Here is a 21,350-nt window from a genome sequence, read left to right on the forward strand (position 1 = left end):
TTAGCCAGCCAGCCTGGTTTCAATGCGGCGGTCCGGAATGAACCACCAGACCGCCACGAGCACATACAGTCCGACGCTCACCCACGGATGCAGCACCGCCGTGGCGATGCCGGCGAGGTACAGCGCGATGGATAGCCACAGTTTGCGCTCCTTGCCGACCGCCAGCGCCAGCGCGGAGTTCGCGCCGTGCAGCCTGATCAGCACCTTTTCCAACAGCAGATAGGCCAGCGCGCACATGGTCAGCACCACGCCGTAGATGGCGGCGGGAATGGCGCCGAAGTGGTTCTCGCCCATCCAGCCGGTGACGAAGGGTATCAGCGACAGCCAGAACAGCAGGTGCAGGTTGGCCCACAGCACGCTGCCGTTGACCCTGCTCACCGCGTGCATCATGTGGTGATGGTTGTTCCAGTAGATGCCCACATAGACAAAGCTCAGCACGTAGCTCAGCATCACCGGCGCCAGCGGCAGCAGCGTGTCCCACGTCGCGCCATGCGGCACCTTCAGTTCCAGCACCATGATGGTGATGATGATGGCGATCACGCCATCGCTAAATGCTTCCAGCCTGCCTTTACCCATTTGCTATCCTGTCTGATTCGAAGTTGCCGGCTCGGCCACGCTGGGCATTTGCTGGCGCGGCGGCGCACTGCACACCAGCCGTGCCACGGCCTGGCTGCGTTTCGTAGGCGTCGCCTCTTGGCCCGCTTCAACCATGGCAACCAGGCGGCCCAGCTGCGCTTTGGTTTGGGCCAGCGTCAATGTGTACATGGCAGCCTCATGACTGTCCAGATAATCATCTCATAGTAGCAAACATGGCGCGTCCATCACAGCCTGCCATTCGGGAGAAGCGGCGGAGAGCAAGCAGCCGCATGCGCTATGCGCCGGCGCTGGCGCCGAACAGCTCGCGGCCTTGCCACCGGGGTGCGGATGAGCGGTCCTGGAGGGTCACCGCCTTGCCGCCCAGCCCGGCAGCGCGGGCCAGCCTGGGCAACGCGCGGCAATAGCTGCTCTGTACGCCGATCAGCCTGGCCAGCTGGCGGTATTCGAGCACCATCCCGTCCGGCACGGCAGCCAGGACAGCGACGGCGCGCTGGCGCCAGTCGTCGGACCATGGCGGCAGACCGCCCGGCAGCATGGATACCGCGTCGCCAGGCCGGATGATGCCGCCGCGCAGGACGCGCGCCAGCATGCCGCGCTGCGGGCCGATCCGGCGCGCCAGGCCAGGCGCGATGGCGTCAAGCTGGCCGCAGGCTTCGCACTGGAATGTCAGCCACAGCAGCGCATCGGTCCCTACCTGCAGCACCATACCGGAGCGCAAGCCGGCCGTATCCATGTCGAGCAGAAGGTTTTCCCGCAGCGCGTGCGCCGCCAAGCCATGGCGGGCATAGGCGGGCGCACCGGCCAGCAGGAGCTGGCGCGGCGAGAGCGGATCCGCGTGCACGTCATCGAACAGGCCCTGCCCGCCCAGCGCCAGCAGCTGGCCGGCGTCCTGCAATGGCGCCTGTCCGGTGCATCGCTGCGCGACCGCGAGAACGCGGCCCCGATCCGGCCCTGCTTGCTGAACCATGGGCTTAGCCGAACGGACGCACGCCGATCAGCGGGCCGTGCAGCCAGATGGCGAAAGCCGCCCACGCCGCCAAGCCCACCACCACCGTGATGACGGTGCCAGATGCGGTGCCGGGCGGGTAGACGGTGCCGGCGGCGCGGTCGCGGCGGCGCGAGGAAGCAAAGCAAACAACGGCCCACGCCAGGAAGCTGCCGAACAACAGCACGTCCGCCACCGTGCCGTTGGCCAGCAGGTGCGCCAGCGCCCACGCTTTCACGCCCAGCAGCATCGGATGATGCAGCCTGGCCTTGATGCGATTGCGCGGCACATAGGCGGCGGCGAGGAAGATGAAGGCGAAAACGGTCAGCAGCGCCGCCAGGTGGCGCATGCCCACCGGCGGCGTCCACAGCACGAGCGGCGCCTGGCGCGCCTGGCCGTAGCCCCAGATCAGCAGCGCGAAGCCGGCCAGCGCCAGCAGCGAATAGACACCCTTCCAGCCGTTCTCGCCCAACCGTGCGCGCATGGCGGTGCGCCATGGGTCGGCCACGATGCGCACCGAGTGGACCCCAAGGAAAATCAGCAAACCCAGTACCAGCACAGTCATCGCGTCGCTCCATGTTGAAGATGGCTTGACGATAATTCAAAATGGTCGGAGCGGCAACCTGCGTGCGACGAAAGCGCGTGAAAGTGGCGCAAAACCGAAGCAATCAGCGTGCTACCATCGTCGCATGGCCAACTCTTCCCCCATCCGGTACGACGCCATCGTGGCAGGCAGCGGCCCCGGCGGCGCCAGCGTGGCGCGCGCCATGGCGTTGCGGGGCATGCGCGTGCTGGTGCTGGAACAGGGCAGCGCGGCGCCGCTGGCGGGCACGCTGGGCCAGATGGCCGCCATCGCGGCCGTTCCGGGCCAAGGCGCGTTCCTGCACAGCGACGCGTCGCTGCTGGTGCGGGGGCTGGTGGCGGGCGGCAGCTCGGCCATCAATTTCGCCACCGCGGCGGCGCCGCCGCAGGCCATGTTTGCCGCGCACGGCATCGACCTAGCGCCGCAACTGGCAGCGCTGCGCGCCGAGTTGCCGATGGCGCCGCTGCCGGACAGCCTGGTCGGCCCGATGGCGGCGCGCCTCCTGCAGGCGGCGCGCTCGCTGAACCTGGACTGGCACAAGCTCGACAAGATGATACGGCCGCAGATCTGCCGCAGGGGCTGCTGGCGCTGCGTGTACGGCTGCCCCTACGGCGCCAAATGGACGGCGCGCGATTTCCTGGAGCAGGCTTGCGCCCACGGCGCGGTGCTGGCCGATGAGGCGCGCGTGACGCGGGTGCTGCTGCGCGGCGGCCGCGCGATCGGCGTGGAAGCAGTAGTGGGCGGCGAGCTGCGCGCGCTGCTGGCTGACACGGTGGTACTGGCCGGCGGCGGCATCGGCAGCCCGCGCCTGCTGCACAGCTCAGGCCTGGCGCCGCGCAGCGTGCCTTTCTTCAGCGACCCGGTGGTGGCGGTGATGGGCAGCGTGGACGACCTGGATGCGCACGACGCCGGCGCCGAAGTGCCGATGGCCGCTGGCATGCAGCTGCAGCACGACGGCATAGCGCTGGCCGACCTCACGCTGCCCAAGCCCATGTACCAGGCGTTCGCCCTGCAGGTGGGGCGCTTCGGCCGCGTGGCGGCGCATGCGCGCACGCTGAGCATCATGGTGAAGATACGCGACGAGATCGGCGGCGGCATCGGCCCGCACTGGGTGGACAAGCGGTTGCAGGCGGCGGACAGGAACAAGCTGAAACAGGGCGAGGACATTGCGCGCGGCGTCCTGGCGGCGGCGGGGGCCAAGCATGTGTTCAGGAGCTGGCACTTTGCCGCGCACCCCGGCGGCAGCGTGCGCATCGGCGACGGCGTGGACAGCGACCTGCGAACGGCCACACCGGGCTTGTATGTGTGCGACGCGTCGGTGATACCGGGACCGTGGGGCTTGCCGCCCACGCTCACGCTGCTGTGCCTGGGCCAGCGGCTGGGCGAGCACATCGCGGACGGCGTTGAGGCCGGCGGCACTGGACGCGGCGCCGCAGGTGCGGCTGCCGGCCAGCGCCAGCAAGGCATGCCGATGCTGATCGCCGCGTCCGGGCCGGCGGTCGCGGCCGGCGAGGCCGGCGCCCCCGGTGGTGGTGGCGACCCTGGCGCAGCTGGTGCAGGGGGGGCCCCCGGCGCCGCTGGCGCCGGCGGTGTCAGTAGTGGGGCGGACGCTCGTTGAGCGGCCCCTGCCCGCCCTGCGGATTGTCGCGCAGGTGCTGGGCCAAGGCGTGCAGCATCTGCTCCAGCTTGTCGATCTGCTTTTGCTGCTCGTAGATGCGCTGGTTCAGCGACTCCACCATGTCTTCCTGGTGGGCGATCTTGATTTCAATGTCGACGAATCGGTCTTCGGTGCTCACTGCTTGCTCTCCGCGGTAAAGCCGTATTGTACCGGCGCCAGCAGCTCGACATCGGGCAGGTCGGCCGCCACCTGCGCCACGGTGGCGTGGCGCTGCAGGGCATGCACCACCACCGGCAGCGGCTCGGCCCAGATCTCGGGCAGGTCGCGTTCGTCCGGCGCCAGCACCGGGAAAGCCAGCTGCTCGCGCGGCGGCGTGAATTGCGCGTCCACGCCGGGCTTGTTGCCGCGCGCGTCGATGCGGTACCAGCCATGGCCTTCCAGGTACACGGCGTTCAGGCCGTGCAGGCAGAACGGCGGACCTTCCGTGCCCACCGCCAGGCGCTGGTAGCACAGGCCGGCGGGAATGCGGTTGGCGCGCAGCAGCGCCGCCAGCAAGTGGCTCTTGGCATAGCAGTAGCCGGTGCCGTGGCGCAGCACGTCGGAGGCGCGGCAGGTCACCGGGTCCATGCGGTAGTCCCAGCTGTGCTTGATGTGGTCGCGCACGAACTCGAAGCAGCGGCGCGCCACCTCGGCGTGCGTGGCGGCGCCGGCCGCCAGTTCGGCCGCCTTGCGGGCGACATCCGGATGACCGCCGTCGATCCAGTTGCCGGAGGCGAGGTAGTGATCAGTTGGCATTGGGATTGGGCACCGCTTTCGGGGTAGCCAGCAGTTCTTTCATGCGCGCCAGGCGTTCGCGCGGACTGATGATTTCGGATTCCTTCGGCACCGCGTCGCCCACGTCCAGCTGCATCTCCTTGATGAAGCGCGACTGGTCGCAATGCACTTGCTCGCCGGCGCGCTTGCGCTTCTTGCACCAGGTGATCTGCAGGGTACGCTTGGCGCGCGTGATGCCCACGTACATCAGGCGCCGCTCTTCCTCGATGCGCTGCGCCATCGTTTCGACCGGCGCGTCCGGGTCGCCCTTGTGCGGCAGGATGCCTTCCTCGCAGCCGACCAGGAACACATGCGGATACTCCAGCCCCTTCGACGCGTGCAGGGTGGACATGCGGATCGCGTCCGGCTCTTCGTCCTTGCCCTCCAGCATGGTCATCAGGGCCACCATCTGGGTCAGCTCCAGCACGTTCTTTTCCTCGCCGTCGCGGTCCTTGCCGCCACGGCCGCGGTCCTTCAGCCAGTTGACGAATTCCATCACGTTCTGGAACTTGCCCTGCGCGGCGCGCTCCTCGAAACTGTCGTACAGGTAGGACTCGTAGTGGATGGCTTCCATCAGGTCGTCCAGCACCTGCGCGGCGTTGTCGCCGGACCCGGCCGCGCCGGGGCGGCTGGCGCGCGCCTCCAGGTTGTTGATGAAGTTGCAGAACTCGCGCAGCGGCAGCAGCTGGCGGTCCGGCAGCTTGGCTTCGATGCCGCCCTTGAACACGGCCTCGAACAGCGAGCACTGCCACTGGCCCGAGAACGCGCCCAGCACTTCCAGCGTGGACTGGCCGATGCCCCGGCGCGGCGTGGTGACGGCGCGGATGAAGGCCGGGTCGTCGTCCTGGTTGGCCAGCAGGCGCAGGTAGGCGATGATGTCCTTGATCTCGGCCTTGTCGAAGAAACTCTGGCCGCCGGAGATCGTGTACGGGATGCGCTGGTTGCGCAGCGCCTGCTCGATGATGCGGGCCTGGTGGTTGCCACGGTACAGGATGGCGTAATCGGTCCACTGGTTCTTGCGCTCGAAATGGTCGGCCGAGATCATGATGGCCACCTGCTCGGCCTCCTGCTCGTCGTTCGGCATGGCGTGCACCTTGATCGGCTCGCCCAGGCCGTGTTCGGACCACAGCGACTTCTCGAACAGTTTCGGGTTGTTGCCGATGACCGCGTTGGCCGCCTGCAGGATGCGCGTGGTGGAGCGGTAGTTCTGCTCCAGCTTGATCAGCTTCAGGTCCGGGAAGTCCACCTTCAGGTTGGCCAGGTTTTCCACCGTGGCGCCGCGCCACGCGTAGATGGCCTGGTCGTCGTCGCCCACGGCGGTAAACATGGGCTTCTTGCCGATGCCGGTGACCATCAGCTTGACCAGCTCGTACTGGCAGGTGTTGGTGTCCTGGTATTCGTCCACCAGCAGGTAGCGCAGGCGGCGCTGCCACTTGTCGCGCACCGCGCCGTTCTCGCGGAACAGCTCCACCGGCAGGCGGATCAGATCGTCGAAGTCGACCGCCTGGTAGGCCGCCAGCGTCGACACATAGCTGCCATAGATGCGGGCCGATTGCGCCTCGTCCTCGTCCTTGGCGTCGCGCAGCGCGTCGGCCGGCTCCACCAGGCCGTTTTTCCACAGCGAAATATCGTTCTGGATGCCGCGGATGATCTGCTTGTCGGTGGTGATGGCCAGGTCCTGCACCAGCGAATAGCAGTCGTCGCTGTCCATGATGGAGAAGCGGTCCTTCAGGCCCAGGTGGTTCGCTTCCTGGCGCAGGATTTTCACGCCCAGCGAGTGAAAGGTGGATACTGTGAGCAGCTTGGCCTGGCGCGGCTGCTTGAGCAGCTTGGCGACCCGCTCCTGCATCTCCAGCGCGGCCTTGTTGGTGAAGGTCAGCGCGGCGATGGTGCGCGGATCGTAGCCCCGGTCCTCGACCAGGTGGGTGATTTTCTGGGTGATGACGCGCGTTTTGCCCGAGCCCGCGCCGGCCAGCACCAGGCAGGGGCCGTCCAGGTAGAGCACGGCTTCGCTTTGCGGAGCATTGAGACCGAACTGTGGTGCGTTAGACATGATTTCCAGGCGGGAGGGGCGAAACAAGCCGGTCATTGTAGCAGCGCAAGCATTGATAATTCAGGCTGCGGCAGAATATAGTGTCATTGGACTCATACATAATCGGGCAGCATCATGAAATTTGAACACCTCATCGAAATCAACGATCCGCTGAATCCGCTGATCGACGAACTCAGCCACGAACAGCTGTGGCGCGGCCTGGTGCTGCGCGCCGAATCGCCCAAACTGTTCGTGCCGCACCTGGATGACTGCCAGATCGCCGACCGCCAGGAAAACAGCTTCAGCCGCAAGCTGCGCTACGGCGAACTGGTGATCGCCGACCAGGTGTTGCTGGAGCCGATGCGCCGCGTGCGCTACGAAGTTGCTCCGCAGCAGGATATCAGCGCGTCCAGCCTGACCATGACCATCGAGACGCCGCAGCCGGGCACCTTGTGGGTGCGCTTCGAGTACGACGACGGCCACGACGCGGCCACCGACCAGGCCAACGCCATGTACGACGAGTTCCGCAAGTCGGCCTACCAGGAGTCGGACATCGACACCATCCGCGTGCTGCGCGATCTGGCCGAGCAGGGGCGGCTCGATTCGATGCTGAACTGAGCCGGGCTGGTTTGAGCCGAGCTTACAGGGCCGCTGCGCGGCCCCACACCTGTTCCATGTGCAACTGCAGGCCGGCCTGCCCAAGCGCCCCCACCTCCAGCACCTCGCGGATGGCACCGGGTGCACTGCGCGTGTCGCGCTGCAGCGGCTGCGGCAGCGGTGCGCCGGACGGGCCCAGCAGCGACGTCACCCACGGCGTGGTGGCATTCAGCCCCTTGCGCGACACCACCCCCACTTCCCCGTTCAGCAGGCGTACGCAAGTGCCGATGGGATAAATCCCCAGCTCGCGTATCAGCACGGCGGGCAGCAGGCTGTCCAGCGTGTTGCGGGCATCGAGCAGCAGGTCGCGCAGCGCGGCGTTGGGCGTCATGCTGTTGCGGTAGCGGCGCGGCGCCAGCCGGGCGCAATAGCGGTCCGCCAGCGCCACCAGCTTGGCCGATTCCGGCACGTATGGCCCGGTCTTGCCGCCCGGATAGCCCGTGCCGTCCTCATTCTCGTGGTGCGCCAGCACGCAGGCCAGCCAGCCCGGGTGCTCGATGCCGGCCTGGCGCAGCAGCACCACACCCGCCTGCGGATGGAACCGCACCACGTGCCGGTCGGCTTCGCCAAGCGGCGCGCCGGACGCCTGCAGCCGGTCGTGCACTCCCAGCATGCCCACGTTCATGGTCAGCGCCGCCAGCGTGATGGTCTGGACATCGTCATCCGGCTTCTTCAGCGCCAGCGCCATGAGCTGCGCCACCACCGCCGTGTCCACGCTGTGACGCACCGAGTACGGCACGCTGGAGCGGCTGTGCAGCAAGCTCGCCACGGCCACGTCCGCATTGAGCCGCAGCGCCGACGTCACCAGCGCGGCAATCTGCTCCAGCATGCCTTGCGTATTGCCACAGGGCACGCCGGTGGCGATCTGCTGCAGCGCCCGCTGCAAGTCCAGCTGCGCGCCGTTGAGCAGGCGCAGCACCGACTGCGGCGCGCGCGACTGCGGCAACGCTTCGCTCCAGTCCTCATACACGCCGCGCTCGGTCAGGCTGTCGAGCTGGCAGCGGTCGGCAATCAGATGCCCTTTGCGCGCCAGCAGGCCGCCGCCGTCCCCGTACACATCCCAGGGCAACAGCTGGCCGACGTGCAGCTCGTCAGGGCCGATCTTCCGAATCTTCACTACCGGTCTCCGCCTGCGGTTGACTACGTGGCGCCTATTCTACAGTGTTGCTCTACATCAAGTTCCCGGCGTGCAATCGGGACAAGGCTGCGGCGCGGGCGGCTCCTTGGCCAGCTGCTGGGCCAGGTCGCGCAGCGCGGTGCGCACGCCCTCCTCCACGACCGGATGGTAGAAAGGCATGTCCAGCATGGCGTCCACCGTCAGCCCGGCCTGGCAGGCCCAGGACAGCAGGTGGCCGATATGCTCGGCGCGCGGCCCTATCATCTCGGCGCCCAGGAAGCGGCCGCTGCCGAACTCGCCGTAGACCCGCAGCATGCCGTGATTTTGCAGCATCACCCGGCTGCGGCCCTGGTTGCTGAACGACACCATGCCGACCGCGAAGCGGCGGTTGTGGCTGGCGCACAAGGCCTGGTAGCCCGCGCCCAGGGTGGCGATCTGCGGCTCGCAGAAGGCCACCGTGAGCGGCGTGCGGCGCAGGCCCGGCTGCACGGCCGGAAAGCGCGCCGCGTTGGCGCCGGCGATCTTGCCCTGGTCGGCCGCCTCGCCCAGCAGCGGCAGCTCGTCGTCGGCGTCGCCGGCGATGAAGATGGCGCTGCTGCCGCACTGCATGGTGTGGCGGTCGTACAGCGGGATGCCGCGCCGGTCCAGCGCGATCTGCGCCAGCTCCAGGTTCAGCGCGTGCACATTCGGATTGCGGCCTATGGCCGACAGCACATAGTCGTAGCGCTCCTGGCGCTGCTGGCCGGTGGCGTCGCGGCTGGTCAGCACCAGTTGCTCGCTGCCGTCCTGCGCGCGTTCCACCGCCGCCACCTGGGTCTGGAAGCGGATGTCCAGCTCGGCGCTGAGCACGCGGGCGGCCTCGGCCAGCACCTGCGGATCGCCCAGCTGCGCCACGCTGCCGCCGCGCGCGTAAATTGCCACCCGCACGCCCAGCCGGTGCAGCGCCTGGCCCAGTTCCAGGCCGATCACGCCGGTGCCCACCACCGCCACCGAGGCCGGCAGGTCGGTCCAGTCGAACACCGCGTCGCTGGTGATGACGCGCGCGCCGGCCTGCTGCCACTCCTCGGGCACCACGGGGCTGGAGCCGGTGGCGATGACGATGCGCTCGGCCTGCACCAGCGTGTGCTCGTCCAGCTGCAGCGCGCGCGGGCCGGTGAAACGGGCGTGGCCGCGCAGCTTGTCTGCCTCGGGAATGTGTTCCATGCCTTCCAACACGAAGCCGACAAAGCGGTCGCGTTCGCTGCGCACGCGCGCCATGACGGCCTGGCCGTCAATGCGGACCTGCCCCGGGTGCACGCCGAACGCGGGCGCGGCGGCCAGCGCGTGGGCGGCCTCGGCCGCCGCGATCAGCAGCTTGCTGGGCATGCAGCCGACCCGGGCGCAGGTGGTGCCGTAGGGGCCGCTCTCGATCAGCACCGCCCGCTTGCCGCCGGCCCGGGCCGCGCGATAAGCCGTCAGCCCGGCACTGCCGGCGCCGATGATGGCCACATCGGTATGTAGTTGCTTCATGCGCACTCCGTTTATTTTTTTCGTTCAGAAATACTACTCTGTTGCGAAATTTTAAGCATGAATGCTGGAAAGGCATTAGTATTGCTTATCATTTTCGATTCATATAAGCGCGGCTAATAAACCACTTATGGCAAATCTGGACTACAAGGCGCTGGCGGTGCTGGATGCCGTGGCCAGCCACGGCAGCTTTGAAAAAGCGGCAAGCGCGCTGGGCATCAGCCAGTCCGCCGTGTCCCAGCGCATCAAGGCGCTGGAAGACAGCAGCGGCCGCCTGCTGATTGTGCGCGGCGTCCCGTGCGTTCCCACCGGCCTGGGCCAGCGCCTGATTTCGCACCACCGCAACGTGCGGCTGATGGAAGCGTCGCTGGACATCGACCTGGGCAACCGGGTCAGCATGCCGGAAATTTCGCTCGCGGTGGACGCCGCCAGTCTCGCCACCTGGTTCCCGCTGGCCCTGCCGCCGCTGCTGACGCCGCCGCGTTGCCAGCTCGACGTGCAGCAGGCCGGGCGCGAGCAGGCACTGCACATGGTGCAGGAAGGCAGCGTATTTGGCGCCGTCGCGGCCCGGGCCGAGGCCGGCGCGGGCGGTCTGAACGGCCCGGCCAGCACGCCGCTGGGCGTCATGCGCTACCTCTGCGTGGCCACGCCGGTGTTCGCCGGCCACTGGTTCGGCGACGGCTTCTCGGCCGAAGCGGTACAGCTGGCACCGGCGGTAGTCAGCGAGCGGGCCGCCATGGCCCGCTTCCTGGCCGGCGCCGTTGGCCAGCAGGGCAGCTTCCCGCACCACACCTTGCCGGTCTCGCCCGCGCTGTACGAATGCATTTACGGCGGCCTGGCCTACGGCCTGCTGCCCCAGCTGCACGCGGCCGGCGCCATCGACAGCGAACGCCTGGTCGACGTCGCCCCCGGTTACGTGCTCGACGTCCCGCTCGACTGGCACGCCTGGAACCTCGACACCCCCTTCACGCGTGCCCTGTCCGAGCAAATCATCACCAGCGCCCGCCGCTACCTCCTACAACCATAGGCCTTCCCCGACAAGCGAGCTAAGCCGCATTTCCCCAACTTCGGGGTCAGACCCCGCAGGTGGGGCAAAGGCGCGCCTGGCCATGCGACATCCCCACCAGGCACCCGCCAGTCGAGGAAATCATCACCAGCGGCCCGCGGCGACCGCCTACCACCATAGTCCTTTCCCGACAAACGAACTCAGCCGCATAACCCCTACTTCGGGGTCTGACCCCGAGGTAGGGGTTATGCGGCACAGGCTGCTTGGGCTAGATGTCGAGGGGGTCGACTTCGAGCGACCATTTGACGCGGGTTTTGAGGCTGCGCAGGGTGTCCATCCATTCCTTCAGGAACACTTGCAGATTGGGACGCGAGGCGCACTCGACCAGCAACTGGGCGCGGTCGACATTGTGGATGCGCGTCATCGTCATCGGTATCGGGTCGTTGATGGTGATGCCGGGATGGAGCACGCAGTCACGCGCGATCTCGAGGAATTCGATCGCCGTGGCCAGCTCCGGCGCTTCGGCCCGCAACAATGCCTGGAACAGATACGGCGGCAACCCGGCCTGCTTGCGCTCGTCCAGCAGCGCGGAGGCGAAGTGGTCGTAGTCGTGGTGCACCACCGCCGAGTACAAGGGGTGCTGCGTGTAGCGGGTCTGGATCAGCACTTCGGCCGCACTGCCGCCTTCGGTCTGCGCGGCCCGACCGGCCCGGCCGGCCACCTGCATCAGCTGCGCGAACAGGCGCTCGCTGGCGCGGTAGTCCTGCGAGAACAGTGCCGTGTCCGGATTCATGATGCCGACCAGCGTGAGCTTCTTGAAATCGTGCCCCTTGGCGACCATCTGCGTGCCAATCAGGATGTCCACCTCGCCCCGGTGCACGGTGTCGAACGCTTCCTGCGCGCTGCCCTTCTTGCGCGTGCTGTCGGCGTCAATCCGCAGGATGCGCGCTTCCGGGAACAGCGCCTGCAGGCCCTCTTCCACCCGCTGCGTGCCGCGCCCGACCGGCTGCAGGTCGACGTTGCCGCAAGTCGGGCAGTGGTGCGGGATGCGCATCTCCAGGCTGCAGTGGTGGCAGCGCAGCCGGTGCTCCGGCTTGTGCAGCACCATGAAGGAGGTGCAGCGCGTGCAGTCGCTGATCCAGCCACACGATTCGCAGCAGATCACCGGCGCATAGCCGCGCCGGTTCAAAAACAGCAGCGACTGCTCGCCGCGCGCCATGCGCAGCTTCAACGCCGCCACCAGCGCCCCCGTGAGGCCGTCGCGCGGCTTGTCGCGCTCCATGTCGATCAGCTTGACCGCCGGCAGCACGGCGGCCTTCACGGCCCGTTCGCGCAGCGCCAGCAGCCTGTAGCGCCCGCCCTGCGCGTGGTGCCAGCTTTCCAGCGACGGCGTGGCCGAACCGAGCACGATGGGGATTTTCAGCTGCCAGGCGCGCCACACCGCCAGGTCGCGCGCGGAGTAGCGCAGCCCTTCCTGCTGCTTGTAGGACGGGTCGTGCTCTTCGTCGATGACGATCAGCTTCAGCTTCGGCAGCGAGGACAGGATGGCCAGCCGCGTGCCGAGCACGATGCGCGCCTGCCCCTGGTGCGCGGCCAGCCAGTGCAGCATGCGCTCGCCTTCGGACAGGCTGCTGTGCAGCGTGGCCAGCATGACGCCCGGGAAACGGGCGCGGATATTGCCTTCCAGCTGGGGCGTGAGGTTGATCTCCGGCACCATGATCAGGATCTGGCCCTGCGGTTCGCGCTCCAGCACCTGGGCGCACGCCTGCAGATAGACTTCGGTCTTGCCGCTGCCGGTGACGCCGTACAGCAGCGCCGGCTGGTAGCCCTGCGCGCCGCCGATGTAGTCGGCCGCCGCCTGCTGCTCGGGATTGAGCTGGGGCATGTTCAGCGGCGTGTGATCGTGGCTGTCTTCCAGCTTGCCCAGTTTCTTGATGGCACGATCGAGCGCCACCGTGGTCAGCACCCGCAGATTCTTCGGCAGGCCGGGCAGCGCCACCTCGCCCAGCGGGCGCTGGTAGTAGTCGGCCGCGAAGCCGGCCAGCGCCAGCCATTGCGCGGACAGCGGCGCCAGCTGGTGGCGCACCGCCAGCGCGTCCTTGAGCTTGTCAGCCGGCACCTCGCTGTGCTCGGCCAGGCCGACGATCAGGCCCATCACTTCCCGGCGCGCGAACGGCACCAGCGCCAGTTGGCCAACCTGGGGACGCGCGCCGTCCCCGCCCACGCCCGCCTCGTACTGCCAGCGGTAGTCGAAGACAGCGTTCAACGGGGTGTCGAGCGCGATTCTCAGTATGCACTGCGCCATCTGGTCCTAACTTGGTCGAATCCGGCCTGAAGATGCGGTGCTTTTCGGGCCGGCATCTCCATCCAATTGATTGTGGATAACTTTGTGAACAACGGATACTTAATTTCAGGAAACCGATAACCGGGAGTGGGAAATTCACATAACCGGCTCCCAAACCGCTCTTTTTTATTCTTTAAAATCAATGGCTTGCAAAATCCCTCCCAGAGGGCTCAAAAACCATACCACTTTTCCCCTTGCTGTGCATAAGTGAAGTATTTAGGGCCGACTTTTTTACTGAAATCAAGTACTTTTTGCGGATCGGTCAGGCCGCCCGCTCGCTTGTGCGGTACAGCATGCAAGCCGCATACAGGGCCCGGCGCATTCTACACATTCTGCTATGCCTGGGTTTGTGCAAACGCAATGTAATTGAGGCAAGAAAAACTTATCTAAATATCATGCACCGCAACATTTCTTCATCAGAAATCTTAGCAATGTGACTAAGTCACGGTTTACTAAGTACTTTTCGTTTTTATCCACAGTTTTTGTGGATAACTTTGTGGAGAATGCGCCCATAAGACCACTTTTGCCTTGGGATAAAGTTTACTTCGCCCCCTCCCCTGCCCGGCAACGAAAAAATAAGCCTTTTGAAATCAGTCACTTGGATCGCCGCTCCGGGCGGATGGATTTTCACTGCCTGTTATTTCCGCAGCAAAAAAAATTGTGCATAAGTCGCTCTGCATTGGTGCGTGCAGGCATGAAAAAAGGGCGCGCTCCCGAGGAAACGCGCCCTTTGTCATGAAACTACATCAGGCGCTGCGCAGCGTACGGCTATGCGCATGTACAGCATCGACCATGGCGGCGACAGACTCCGGCGGCGTGAATTGCGAGATGCCGTGGCCCAGGTTGAACACATGGCCGGTGTCGTGCTTGCCGTAGGCGTTGAGCACCTTGACCACCTCGGCGCGGATCTGCTCCGGGCTGGCAAACAGGATGGCCGGGTCCAGGTTGCCCTGCAAAGCCACTTTATCGCCCACCAGGGCGCGGATCTTGCTCAGGTTGGCGGTCCAGTCCAGGCCGATGGCGTCGGCGCCGATGGCGGCGATTTCCTCGGCCCAGTGGCCGCCGCCCTTGGTGAAGACGATGGCGGGTATCTTCACGCCGTCTTTTTCACGCTTGAGCAGGGATACCACTTTCTGCATGTACTGCAGCGAGAATTCCTGGAAGGCGCCGTCGGCCAGCGCGCCGCCCCAGGAGTCGAACACCATCACCGCTTGCGCGCCGGCGTCGATCTGGGCGTTCAGGTAGTCGGCCACCGACTGGGCGTTGATGCTCAGAATGCGGTGCATCAGGTCGGGGCGGCCGTACAGCATCTTCTTAATGGTGTGGAACTCGCGCGAACCCTGGCCTTCCACCATGTAGCAGGCCAGCGTCCATGGGCTGCCGGAGAAGCCGATCAACGGCACGCGGCCGTTCAGTTCGGTACGGATCTGGGTCACGGCCTTGAACACGTAGTCCAGCGAACCGGCTTCCGGAGCGCGCAGCGCCAGCACGTCCGCTTCGGTTTTCAGCGGACGCTCGAATTTCGGGCCTTCGTTTTCCACGAAATGCAGGCCCAGGCCCATGGCGTCCGGTATGGTCAGGATGTCCGAGAACAGGATGGCCGCGTCCAGCGGGTAGCGCTCGATCGGCTGCAGCGTGACCTCGGTGGCCAGGTCGGGATTGGTGGCCAGGCCCATGAAGGAGCCGCCCTTGGCGCGCGTGGCGCGGTATTCCGGCAGGTAGCGTCCGGCCTGGCGCATCAGCCACACGGGGGTGTACTCGGTGGGCTGGCGCAGCAGCGCGCGCAGGAAGGTGTCGTTCTTCAGCGGGGCAAATTGTGGCATGGAATGCAATCAAAAAGCGAAGGAAAGGGGCTATTATCGCATCCCCTGCCGCCTTTTTTGCGCATCGACTGCGGCTGTCTGTATCATTCGGCAGATATTTACGGAGCGAAGCCATGTCCATCACGCCGCAGTCCCCTGCCAGCCCGGCGCCGTACGGCGCGTGGGCGTCCCCGATCAGTGCCGCCCTGGTGGCGGCCGGCGCCACGCCGCTGTCTTCCCTGGCCCTGGGCCCGGACGGCGACCTGTATTGGCTGGCGGGCCGCGCCAGCGAGGCCGGCCGCCAGACTTTGCAGCGCCGCCACGGCGCGCGCACGGACGAGGTCACGCCCTTGCCGCTGAACGTGCGCACCCGGGTACACGAATACGGCGGCGGCGCCTACGCGGTGCACGGCGATACCGTGTATTTTTCGCATTTCGCCGACAACCGGCTGTACTGCCGCGGCGGCGACGCCGAGGCAACCCCCTTCACGGCGCCGGGACGCCAGCGGTTCGCCGATTTCGTGGTGGACGCGGCGCGCCAGCGCCTGATCGCGGTGCGCGAACGGCATCCTGACGATCCGGCTTCCCACGCGCAGCCGGCGAACGCGCTGTGCGCGGTGGGCCTGCCGGGCAGCGCTGCGGCGGGCGCCGAGACCGTTCTGGCCTCGGGCCACGACTTCTATTCGTCGCCGCGCCTGTCGCCGGATGGCCGCATGCTGGCCTGGCTGACCTGGGACCATCCACGCATGCCGTGGCAGGGCACCGAACTGTGGCTGGCGGCCGTGCTGGAAGGCGGCACGCTGGGCACGCCGCTGTGCATCGCGGGCGGCCCGCAGGAATCGATCTGCCAGCCCGAGTGGGCGCCGGACGGCCGGCTGTACTTCGTGTCCGACCGCAGCGGCTTCTGGAACCTGTACCGCCACCGCGATGCCGGCGGACCGGCCGACGCGATCTGCCCGATGGAGGCCGAGTTCGGCTCGCCGCACTGGACCTTCGGCAATGCGATGTACGGCTTTGCCAGCGCCCAAGAAATCGTCTGCACCTATATCGACAAGGGGGTCAGCCGCCTGGCGCGCCTGGATATCGCCGGCGGCAGGCTGGCCGCCATCGCCACCCCTTACGAGGAAATCCGCGAACTGCGCGTGGGCCGGGGCCGAGGCGCAGGCTTCCTTGCGCTGCTGGGCGGCAGCCCCACCATTCCGCTGGAGCTGGCGCGCATCGACCTGTCCAGCGGTGAACTGGAAGTGCTGGCGCACTCGATCGCCGACACGCCGGACCTGGGCTACCTGTCGGTCCCGCAGAGCATCAGCTACCCCAGCGCGAGCGGCCGCACCTCGCATGCCTTCTTCTACCCGCCGGCCAACCAGGACATGCAGGCGCCGGAGGACAGCAAGCCGCCGGTGATCGTGATCAGCCACGGCGGCCCCACCAGCATGACGGTCAACACGCTCAAGCTGGCCACGCAATTCTGGACCAGCCGCGGCTTCGGCGTGCTGGACGTGAACTACGGCGGCAGCACCGGTTTCGGCCGCGCCTACCGCGACGCGCTCCAAGGCCAGTGGGCCATCGTCGACGTTGAGGATTGCATCGCCGGCGCGCAGTACCTGGTCCAGCATGGCATGGCCGACGGCGAACGCCTGATCATCCGCGGCGGCAGCGCCGGCGGCCTGACGACCTTGTGCGCCCTTACCTTCCACGACGTGTTCAAGCTCGGCGCCAGCTACTACGGCGTGTCCGACCTGAAGGGACTGGACCAGGACTCGCACAAATTCGAATCGCATTACAACGAATACCTGATCGCGCCGGCGCCGCACGCGGACGCCTTGTACCAGGCGCGCTCGCCGATCAACCACACGGACCGCCTGGCGCGCCCCATGATCTTCTTCCAGGGCCTGGACGACAAGGTGGTGCCGCCGCAGCAGTCCGAATCGATGGTGCAGGCGCTGAAGCGGCGCGGCGTGCCGGTGGCCTATGTGGCGCTGGAGGGCGAGGGCCACGGCTTCCGCAAGGCCGAGAACATCATCCGCACGCTGGAGGCGGAGCTGTATTTTTACCAGCGCATGTTCGGCTTGCCGACGGCCGGGGCGCACGCCGCGGTCGAGATCCACAACCTGTAAAGCACGATGACGGACCAGCAACTGCTCGCGGAATTCGAGGCGCTCAGCCTCGACGAAAAGATGATACTGGCGCTGCTCGCCCTGATCGGCGACGCCACCGGCCGCACGGCCATCCTGGACCTGATGAACAAGGCCGGCGTGCGCGATCCGCGCGGCTTCATGTTCAATGTGGACACGCTGGACGAGCCGCTGCGCAAGCTGGAGCGGCTGGCCTTCACCACCGTGGTCACCGCGCGCGGCTACACCTGCAACGCCAAGCTGCGCTGGCCGGCGATCCGCGCCGCCATCGGCGCGCACTTGCTGGGCGACCTGTGCACCGCCTACGAAGCGCTGAACCCGATGCGCCAGGGCTGGAACGGCGCACTGGAAGCGCGCAGCTACCGCCAGGCCGTGGCGCGCCTGCGCATGGCGCTGCTGCGCGGCCAGGCCCCGCAGCAGGTGCTGCCGCTGCTGCAGGCCTGCATGGTGTGCTACGAGGCGGCGCAGCTGCACCCGGTGGTCGACATCTTCACCAGGCCGCTGGAAGCGGGCATGCTGATCCTGGTGCATCCGCTGCTGGTGGACGACGTGTTTACCCTGCTGCTGCAGCACTGCCAGCGCGACCCGTCGCTGGCGCCCACCGTGCGCGGCCTGACCGGGCGCCATGTGCAGCGCCGCCTTGCCAAGAACGAGTACATCACCGAAACGTTCCGCATGGCGCTGGCCGAAGACGCCATCCTGTGCGGGGAGCTGAAGCAGGCCGTGGTCTACCTGGAGGGCCTGGACGGCGCGCTGCCGCAATTCCTGCTGAGCGTGATCCTGCTGCTGCGCGGCGAACTGGACAAATCGCTGCAGGGCTTCGAGGCGGCGCTCAAAGCGCTGCGGCGCGAATCGGGCAAGCGCAAGCTGCTGTTCCAGGGCATGGGCGGCCATCTGTACGTGCTGGCCATGCTGCGCAGCGCGGACCCGAAAATGCAGAAGGCAGCCGAGAGCTACCTGGAGCTGGCCATCCACGCGCAGGCCAATCCGGACAGCGCGGTGTACGCGCAACTGAGCATGCTGCGCCAGATCCGCGCCGGCACCATGCAGACCGACGTGGTGCTGTCGCGCACCTGGGAAACGGCGATGCAGCCGCAGATGTTCCAGGCGCTGCTGTGGTTCTGGCTGGCGCTGCCGCAGCTGGAGGGCAAGCGCGAACAGCTGCACGCGCTGGCGCAGCAGGCTGAAACGCTGGGCTACAAATTCATCGCCGCGCAGGCCGCCAGCCTGCTGGGCCACCACGGCGACGCCGACATGGCCACCCATGCGGCGGCGCTGCGCGAGCGCGGCGGCTTCGCCGACATGAGCGGCTGGTTCGAGCGGCAGGAAGCCTGGCAGCGCCAGCTCTCGGCCCTGATCAACCTGCAGCAGGGCGTGCCCGAACCTGTGAGCGGCGAAGCGCGGCTGGTGTGGATGATCGCTTTCGATCCGCGCCACGGCATCACCGAGATCGAACCGCGCGAGCAGAAGCGCGACGCCAAGGGCGCCTGGGGCAAGGGACGCCCGCTGGCGCTGAAGCGCCTGCGCGAGGACGCGGCGCAGATGGAGTTCCTGACGCCGCAGGACATCCGCATCAGCAGCACCATCTCGCCGTCGCGCCAGGCCTATTCATCCGGTTTGCGCTACGACATCGACCATGAACAGGCCGCGCTCGCGCTGGTGGGCCACCCGCACGCCTACTGGCTGGAAGCGCCGGACACGCGCGTGGAACTGCTGGCCGGCACGCCGGAGCTGCTGATACGCAAACAGCGTGGCGACCTGCGCCTGACCCTGCAGCCGGCGCTGGCCGACCTCAACGCCAGCGTGATGGTGGTGCGCGAAACGCCGACGCGCCTGCGCGTGGTCAGCGTGGAGGAGGAACACCGCCGCATCGCCGCCATTGTCGGCGACGGGCTGGACGTGCCCGCCAGCGCGGAGGAGCAGGTGCTGCAGGCCATCGGCGCGGTGTCCTCGCTGGTGACGGTGCAGTCGGACATCGGCGGCAGCACCGGCAACGCGGAACAGGTGGAGGCGGACACGCGCTTGCATGTGCACCTGCTGCCCTACCAGCACGGCTTGAAGATGCAGATCATGGTGCGCCCGCTGGCGGGCGGCGCTTATTACACGCCGGGCAGCGGCGCCGAGAGCATGAGCGCGGAGCTGGACGGCAAGCCGGTGCAGACGCGCCGCAGCCTGAGCGGCGAGCGCGATGCGGAGCGGCGCCTGGTCGGCAAGTGCCTGGTGCTGGAACAGGCCGAGCAGGAACACGGCGAATGGCTGCTGGGACAGCCCGCGCTGTGCCTGCAGCTGCTGTCGGAATTGCAGGAGCTGCCGGCGGAATTCGTGGTGGTGGCATGGCCGGAGGGGGAGAAATTCCGCGTCAGCCAGCGCATCGGCGGCAAGCAGTTCCGTCTTAACATCAAGACCGAGAAGGATTGGTTCGCCGCCAGCGGCCAGCTGCAGGTGGACGAGAACCAGGTAATGGACCTGCGCGCGCTGCTGGAGCTGATGCAGGCAAATAAGAGCCGCTTCGTGGAACTGGGGAACAACCAGTACCTGGCGCTGACCGAGGAGCTGCACCGCCGCCTGCACGAGCTGCAGGCCTATGGCGACATCAGCGCCGACGGCATCCATATCCATCCGCTGGCCGCGTTCGCGCTGGAGGACCTGGCGGCGGAGGCTGGCCAGGTCGATGCCGATCCGGCCTGGCGCGACCATCTGAAACGCATGGAAGCGAACACCGCCTTCACGCCGCAGGTGCCGAGCACCCTGCAGGCCGAGCTGCGCGACTACCAGCGCGAGGGCTACGACTGGCTGGCGCGCCTGGCCCACTGGGGCGTGGGCGCCTGCCTGGCCGACGATATGGGCCTGGGCAAGACGCTGCAGGCGCTGGCGCTGATCCTGTCGCGTGCGCCGCAGGGCCCGGCCCTGGTGATCGCGCCGACCTCGGTGTGCCTGAACTGGGTGAGCGAGGCGGCGCGCTTCGCGCCCACGCTGAATGTGAAGGTGTTCGGCAGCGGCGACCGCGCCGCCATGGTGGACGGCGCCGAGGCCTTCGACCTGGTGGTGTGCAGCTACGGCCTGCTGCAGCAGGAGGCCGAACGCTTCGCCGCCAGGCAGTGGCACACCATCGTGCTGGACGAGGCGCAGGCCGTCAAGAACGGCGCCACCAAGCGCTCGCAGGCCGTCATGGCGCTGAAGGGCGGCTTCCGCATGGTGGCCACCGGCACGCCGCTGGAGAACCACCTGGGCGAGCTGTGGAACCTGTTCCGCTTTATCAATCCGGGCCTGCTGGGCAGCATCGAGCAGTTCAGCCTGCGTTTCGCGGGACCGATAGAAAAGCCGCAAGACCACCGCGCCGAGGTGGGCGCGCGCAACCGCCTGCGGCGCCTGATCGGTCCTTTCATCCTGCGCCGCACCAAGACGCAGGTGCTGACCGAACTGCCGCCGCGCACCGAAATCGTGTTGGAGGTGGACCTGTCGCCGCAAGAGACGGCGCTGTACGAGTCGCTGCGGCGCGAGGCGCTGGAGAACCTGGCCACGGTGGAGGGCCCGGCCGAGAAGAAATCGATCCAGATCCTGGCCGAGATCATGAAGCTGCGCCGCGCGTGCTGCAACCCGAACCTGGTGGCGCCGGGACTGAAGCTCGCCAGCAGCAAGCTGGCCGCTTTCGCCCACCTGCTTTCCGGCCTGCTGGAGAACCGCCACAAGGTGCTGGTGTTCAGCCAGTTCGTGGACCACCTGAGCCTGATCCGCGAGCACCTGGACCGCCAAGGCGTGGCCTACCAGTACCTGGACGGCAGCACGCCCATGGCGGCGCGCAAACAGCGCGTCGATGCCTTCCAGGCCGGCGAGGGCGATGTCTTCCTGATCAGCCTGAAGGCGGGCGGCATGGGCATCAACCTGACAGCGGCCGACTACGTGATCCACATGGACCCGTGGTGGAACCCGGCGGTGGAAGACCAGGCCTCGGACCGCGCGCACCGCATGGGCCAGCTGCGCCCGGTCACCATCTACCGCCTGGTGGCCCGGCATACCATCGAGGAAGGCATCGTCGACCTGCACCAGCGCAAGCGCGACCTGGCCGACAGCCTGCTCGACGGCAGCGACATGGCGGCCCGCATGTCGGCCAGCGAGATGCTGACGATGCTGCAAGAAGGCTTCAAACTTTAAGGA

Annotated in this window: 15 protein-coding genes; 5 read left to right on the plus strand and 10 right to left on the minus strand. The window is 67.2% G+C overall.

Annotated features, from left to right (window positions below; translation table 11 throughout):
- The 3 genes from AC6H42_RS07280 to AC6H42_RS07290 all read right to left on the minus strand — a co-directional run bounded on the left by AC6H42_RS07280 (position 1) and on the right by AC6H42_RS07290 (position 2,147).
- Positions 1 to 576, minus strand: coding sequence for a TMEM175 family protein (locus AC6H42_RS07280; protein ID WP_057154102.1), 576 nt, complete (start codon positions 574 to 576; stop codon positions 1 to 3).
- A gap of 295 nt (positions 577 to 871) precedes the next feature.
- On the minus strand, positions 872 to 1,564 hold the full coding sequence (locus tag AC6H42_RS07285) for an MOSC domain-containing protein (RefSeq protein ID WP_057154104.1): 693 nt from the start codon (positions 1,562 to 1,564) through the stop codon (positions 872 to 874).
- 4 nt (positions 1,565 to 1,568) lie between these two features.
- Positions 1,569 to 2,147, minus strand: coding sequence for an NnrU family protein (locus tag AC6H42_RS07290; RefSeq protein WP_497547735.1), 579 nt, complete (start codon positions 2,145 to 2,147; stop codon positions 1,569 to 1,571).
- Positions 2,148 to 2,271: 124 nt separating this feature from the next.
- Here AC6H42_RS07290 and AC6H42_RS07295 point away from each other — a divergent pair, with 124 nt between their 5' ends.
- On the plus strand, positions 2,272 to 3,783 hold the full coding sequence (locus AC6H42_RS07295; RefSeq protein WP_497547736.1) for a GMC family oxidoreductase N-terminal domain-containing protein: 1,512 nt from the start codon (positions 2,272 to 2,274) through the stop codon (positions 3,781 to 3,783).
- Here the strand turns inward: AC6H42_RS07295 and AC6H42_RS07300 are convergent.
- From AC6H42_RS07300 to AC6H42_RS07310, 3 genes are read right to left on the minus strand one after another with little or no spacing between them, the layout of a single operon-like run.
- The gene (locus AC6H42_RS07300) at positions 3,758 to 3,961 is read right to left on the minus strand and encodes a SlyX family protein (RefSeq protein WP_082551641.1); all 204 of its coding nucleotides are present in this window, start codon (positions 3,959 to 3,961) and stop codon (positions 3,758 to 3,760) included. The two genes, AC6H42_RS07295 and AC6H42_RS07300, sit on opposite strands and share 26 nt — an antisense overlap.
- A complete protein-coding gene (locus AC6H42_RS07305; protein WP_057154106.1) occupies positions 3,958 to 4,578 on the minus strand; it encodes a transglutaminase-like domain-containing protein in 621 nt (206 codons plus the stop codon). Before AC6H42_RS07305 ends, AC6H42_RS07300 begins: the two co-directional genes overlap by 4 nt.
- Positions 4,568 to 6,649 (minus strand): UvrD-helicase domain-containing protein, encoded by a 2,082-nt coding sequence (locus tag AC6H42_RS07310; RefSeq protein ID WP_057154313.1) that lies wholly within the window; start codon positions 6,647 to 6,649, stop codon positions 4,568 to 4,570. The genes AC6H42_RS07305 and AC6H42_RS07310 overlap by 11 nt, the downstream gene beginning before the upstream one ends.
- Positions 6,650 to 6,763: 114 nt before the next feature.
- On the opposite strand from AC6H42_RS07310, the gene AC6H42_RS07315 reads away from it, so the two are divergent.
- Positions 6,764 to 7,246: an SRPBCC family protein gene (locus AC6H42_RS07315; RefSeq protein ID WP_057154107.1), complete on the plus strand. Its 483-nt coding sequence runs from the start codon at positions 6,764 to 6,766 to the stop codon at positions 7,244 to 7,246.
- A 22-nt stretch (positions 7,247 to 7,268) separates the two neighbouring features.
- Here the strand turns inward: AC6H42_RS07315 and AC6H42_RS07320 are convergent, their stop codons facing one another.
- Both AC6H42_RS07320 and AC6H42_RS07325 read right to left on the minus strand, forming a co-directional pair.
- Entirely contained in the window at positions 7,269 to 8,402 is a 1,134-nt protein-coding gene (locus tag AC6H42_RS07320) for an HD-GYP domain-containing protein (protein WP_497547737.1), read from the minus strand.
- Between the two features lie 57 nt (positions 8,403 to 8,459).
- A complete protein-coding gene (locus tag AC6H42_RS07325) occupies positions 8,460 to 9,911 on the minus strand; it encodes a dihydrolipoyl dehydrogenase (RefSeq protein ID WP_497547738.1) in 1,452 nt (483 codons plus the stop codon).
- Positions 9,912 to 10,038: 127 nt separating this feature from the next.
- Between AC6H42_RS07325 and AC6H42_RS07330 the strand changes: the two genes are divergently transcribed.
- A complete protein-coding gene (locus tag AC6H42_RS07330; RefSeq protein ID WP_497547739.1) occupies positions 10,039 to 10,935 on the plus strand; it encodes an ArgP/LysG family DNA-binding transcriptional regulator in 897 nt (298 codons plus the stop codon).
- Positions 10,936 to 11,182: 247 nt separating this feature from the next.
- Here AC6H42_RS07330 and AC6H42_RS07335 read toward each other — a convergent pair whose 3' ends face one another.
- Together AC6H42_RS07335 and hemE are read right to left on the minus strand one after the other, a co-directional pair.
- Complete coding sequence (locus AC6H42_RS07335) at positions 11,183 to 13,219, minus strand: primosomal protein N' (protein ID WP_057154111.1); 2,037 nt, start codon at positions 13,217 to 13,219, stop codon at positions 11,183 to 11,185.
- A 785-nt stretch (positions 13,220 to 14,004) separates the two neighbouring features.
- Entirely contained in the window at positions 14,005 to 15,081 is a 1,077-nt protein-coding gene (gene hemE / locus AC6H42_RS07340; RefSeq protein WP_497547740.1) for a uroporphyrinogen decarboxylase, read from the minus strand.
- 113 nt (positions 15,082 to 15,194) lie between these two features.
- Between hemE and AC6H42_RS07345 the strand changes: the two genes are divergently transcribed.
- Both AC6H42_RS07345 and AC6H42_RS07350 read left to right on the plus strand, forming a co-directional pair.
- Entirely contained in the window at positions 15,195 to 17,177 is a 1,983-nt protein-coding gene (locus AC6H42_RS07345; protein ID WP_497547741.1) for a dipeptidyl-peptidase 5, read from the plus strand.
- A 6-nt stretch (positions 17,178 to 17,183) separates the two neighbouring features.
- A complete protein-coding gene (locus AC6H42_RS07350) occupies positions 17,184 to 21,347 on the plus strand; it encodes an SNF2-related protein (protein WP_497547742.1) in 4,164 nt (1,387 codons plus the stop codon).
- Positions 21,348 to 21,350: the final 3 nt, after the last annotated feature.

The organism is Massilia sp. NBRC 108631 (assembly GCF_059704565.1).

Bases quoted from the DNA above. Each gene is read 5' to 3' on its own strand.
- AC6H42_RS07295 (WP_497547736.1), top strand. From the start codon at position 2,272: ATGGCCAACTCTTCCCCCATCCGGTACGACGCCATCGTGGCAGGCAGC.
- AC6H42_RS07310 (WP_057154313.1), bottom strand. From the start codon at position 6,649: ATGTCTAACGCACCACAGTTCGGTCTCAATGCTCCGCAAAGCGAAGCC.
- AC6H42_RS07335 (WP_057154111.1), bottom strand. From the start codon at position 13,219: ATGGCGCAGTGCATACTGAGAATCGCGCTCGACACCCCGTTGAACGCT.
- AC6H42_RS07280 (WP_057154102.1), bottom strand. From the start codon at position 576: ATGGGTAAAGGCAGGCTGGAAGCATTTAGCGATGGCGTGATCGCCATC.
- AC6H42_RS07345 (WP_497547741.1), top strand. From the start codon at position 15,195: ATGTCCATCACGCCGCAGTCCCCTGCCAGCCCGGCGCCGTACGGCGCG.
- hemE (WP_497547740.1), bottom strand. From the start codon at position 15,081: ATGCCACAATTTGCCCCGCTGAAGAACGACACCTTCCTGCGCGCGCTG.
- AC6H42_RS07290 (WP_497547735.1), bottom strand. From the start codon at position 2,147: ATGACTGTGCTGGTACTGGGTTTGCTGATTTTCCTTGGGGTCCACTCG.
- AC6H42_RS07305 (WP_057154106.1), bottom strand. From the start codon at position 4,578: ATGCCAACTGATCACTACCTCGCCTCCGGCAACTGGATCGACGGCGGT.
- AC6H42_RS07350 (WP_497547742.1), top strand. From the start codon at position 17,184: ATGACGGACCAGCAACTGCTCGCGGAATTCGAGGCGCTCAGCCTCGAC.
- AC6H42_RS07330 (WP_497547739.1), top strand. From the start codon at position 10,039: ATGGCAAATCTGGACTACAAGGCGCTGGCGGTGCTGGATGCCGTGGCC.
- AC6H42_RS07315 (WP_057154107.1), top strand. From the start codon at position 6,764: ATGAAATTTGAACACCTCATCGAAATCAACGATCCGCTGAATCCGCTG.
- AC6H42_RS07285 (WP_057154104.1), bottom strand. From the start codon at position 1,564: ATGGTTCAGCAAGCAGGGCCGGATCGGGGCCGCGTTCTCGCGGTCGCG.
- AC6H42_RS07325 (WP_497547738.1), bottom strand. From the start codon at position 9,911: ATGAAGCAACTACATACCGATGTGGCCATCATCGGCGCCGGCAGTGCC.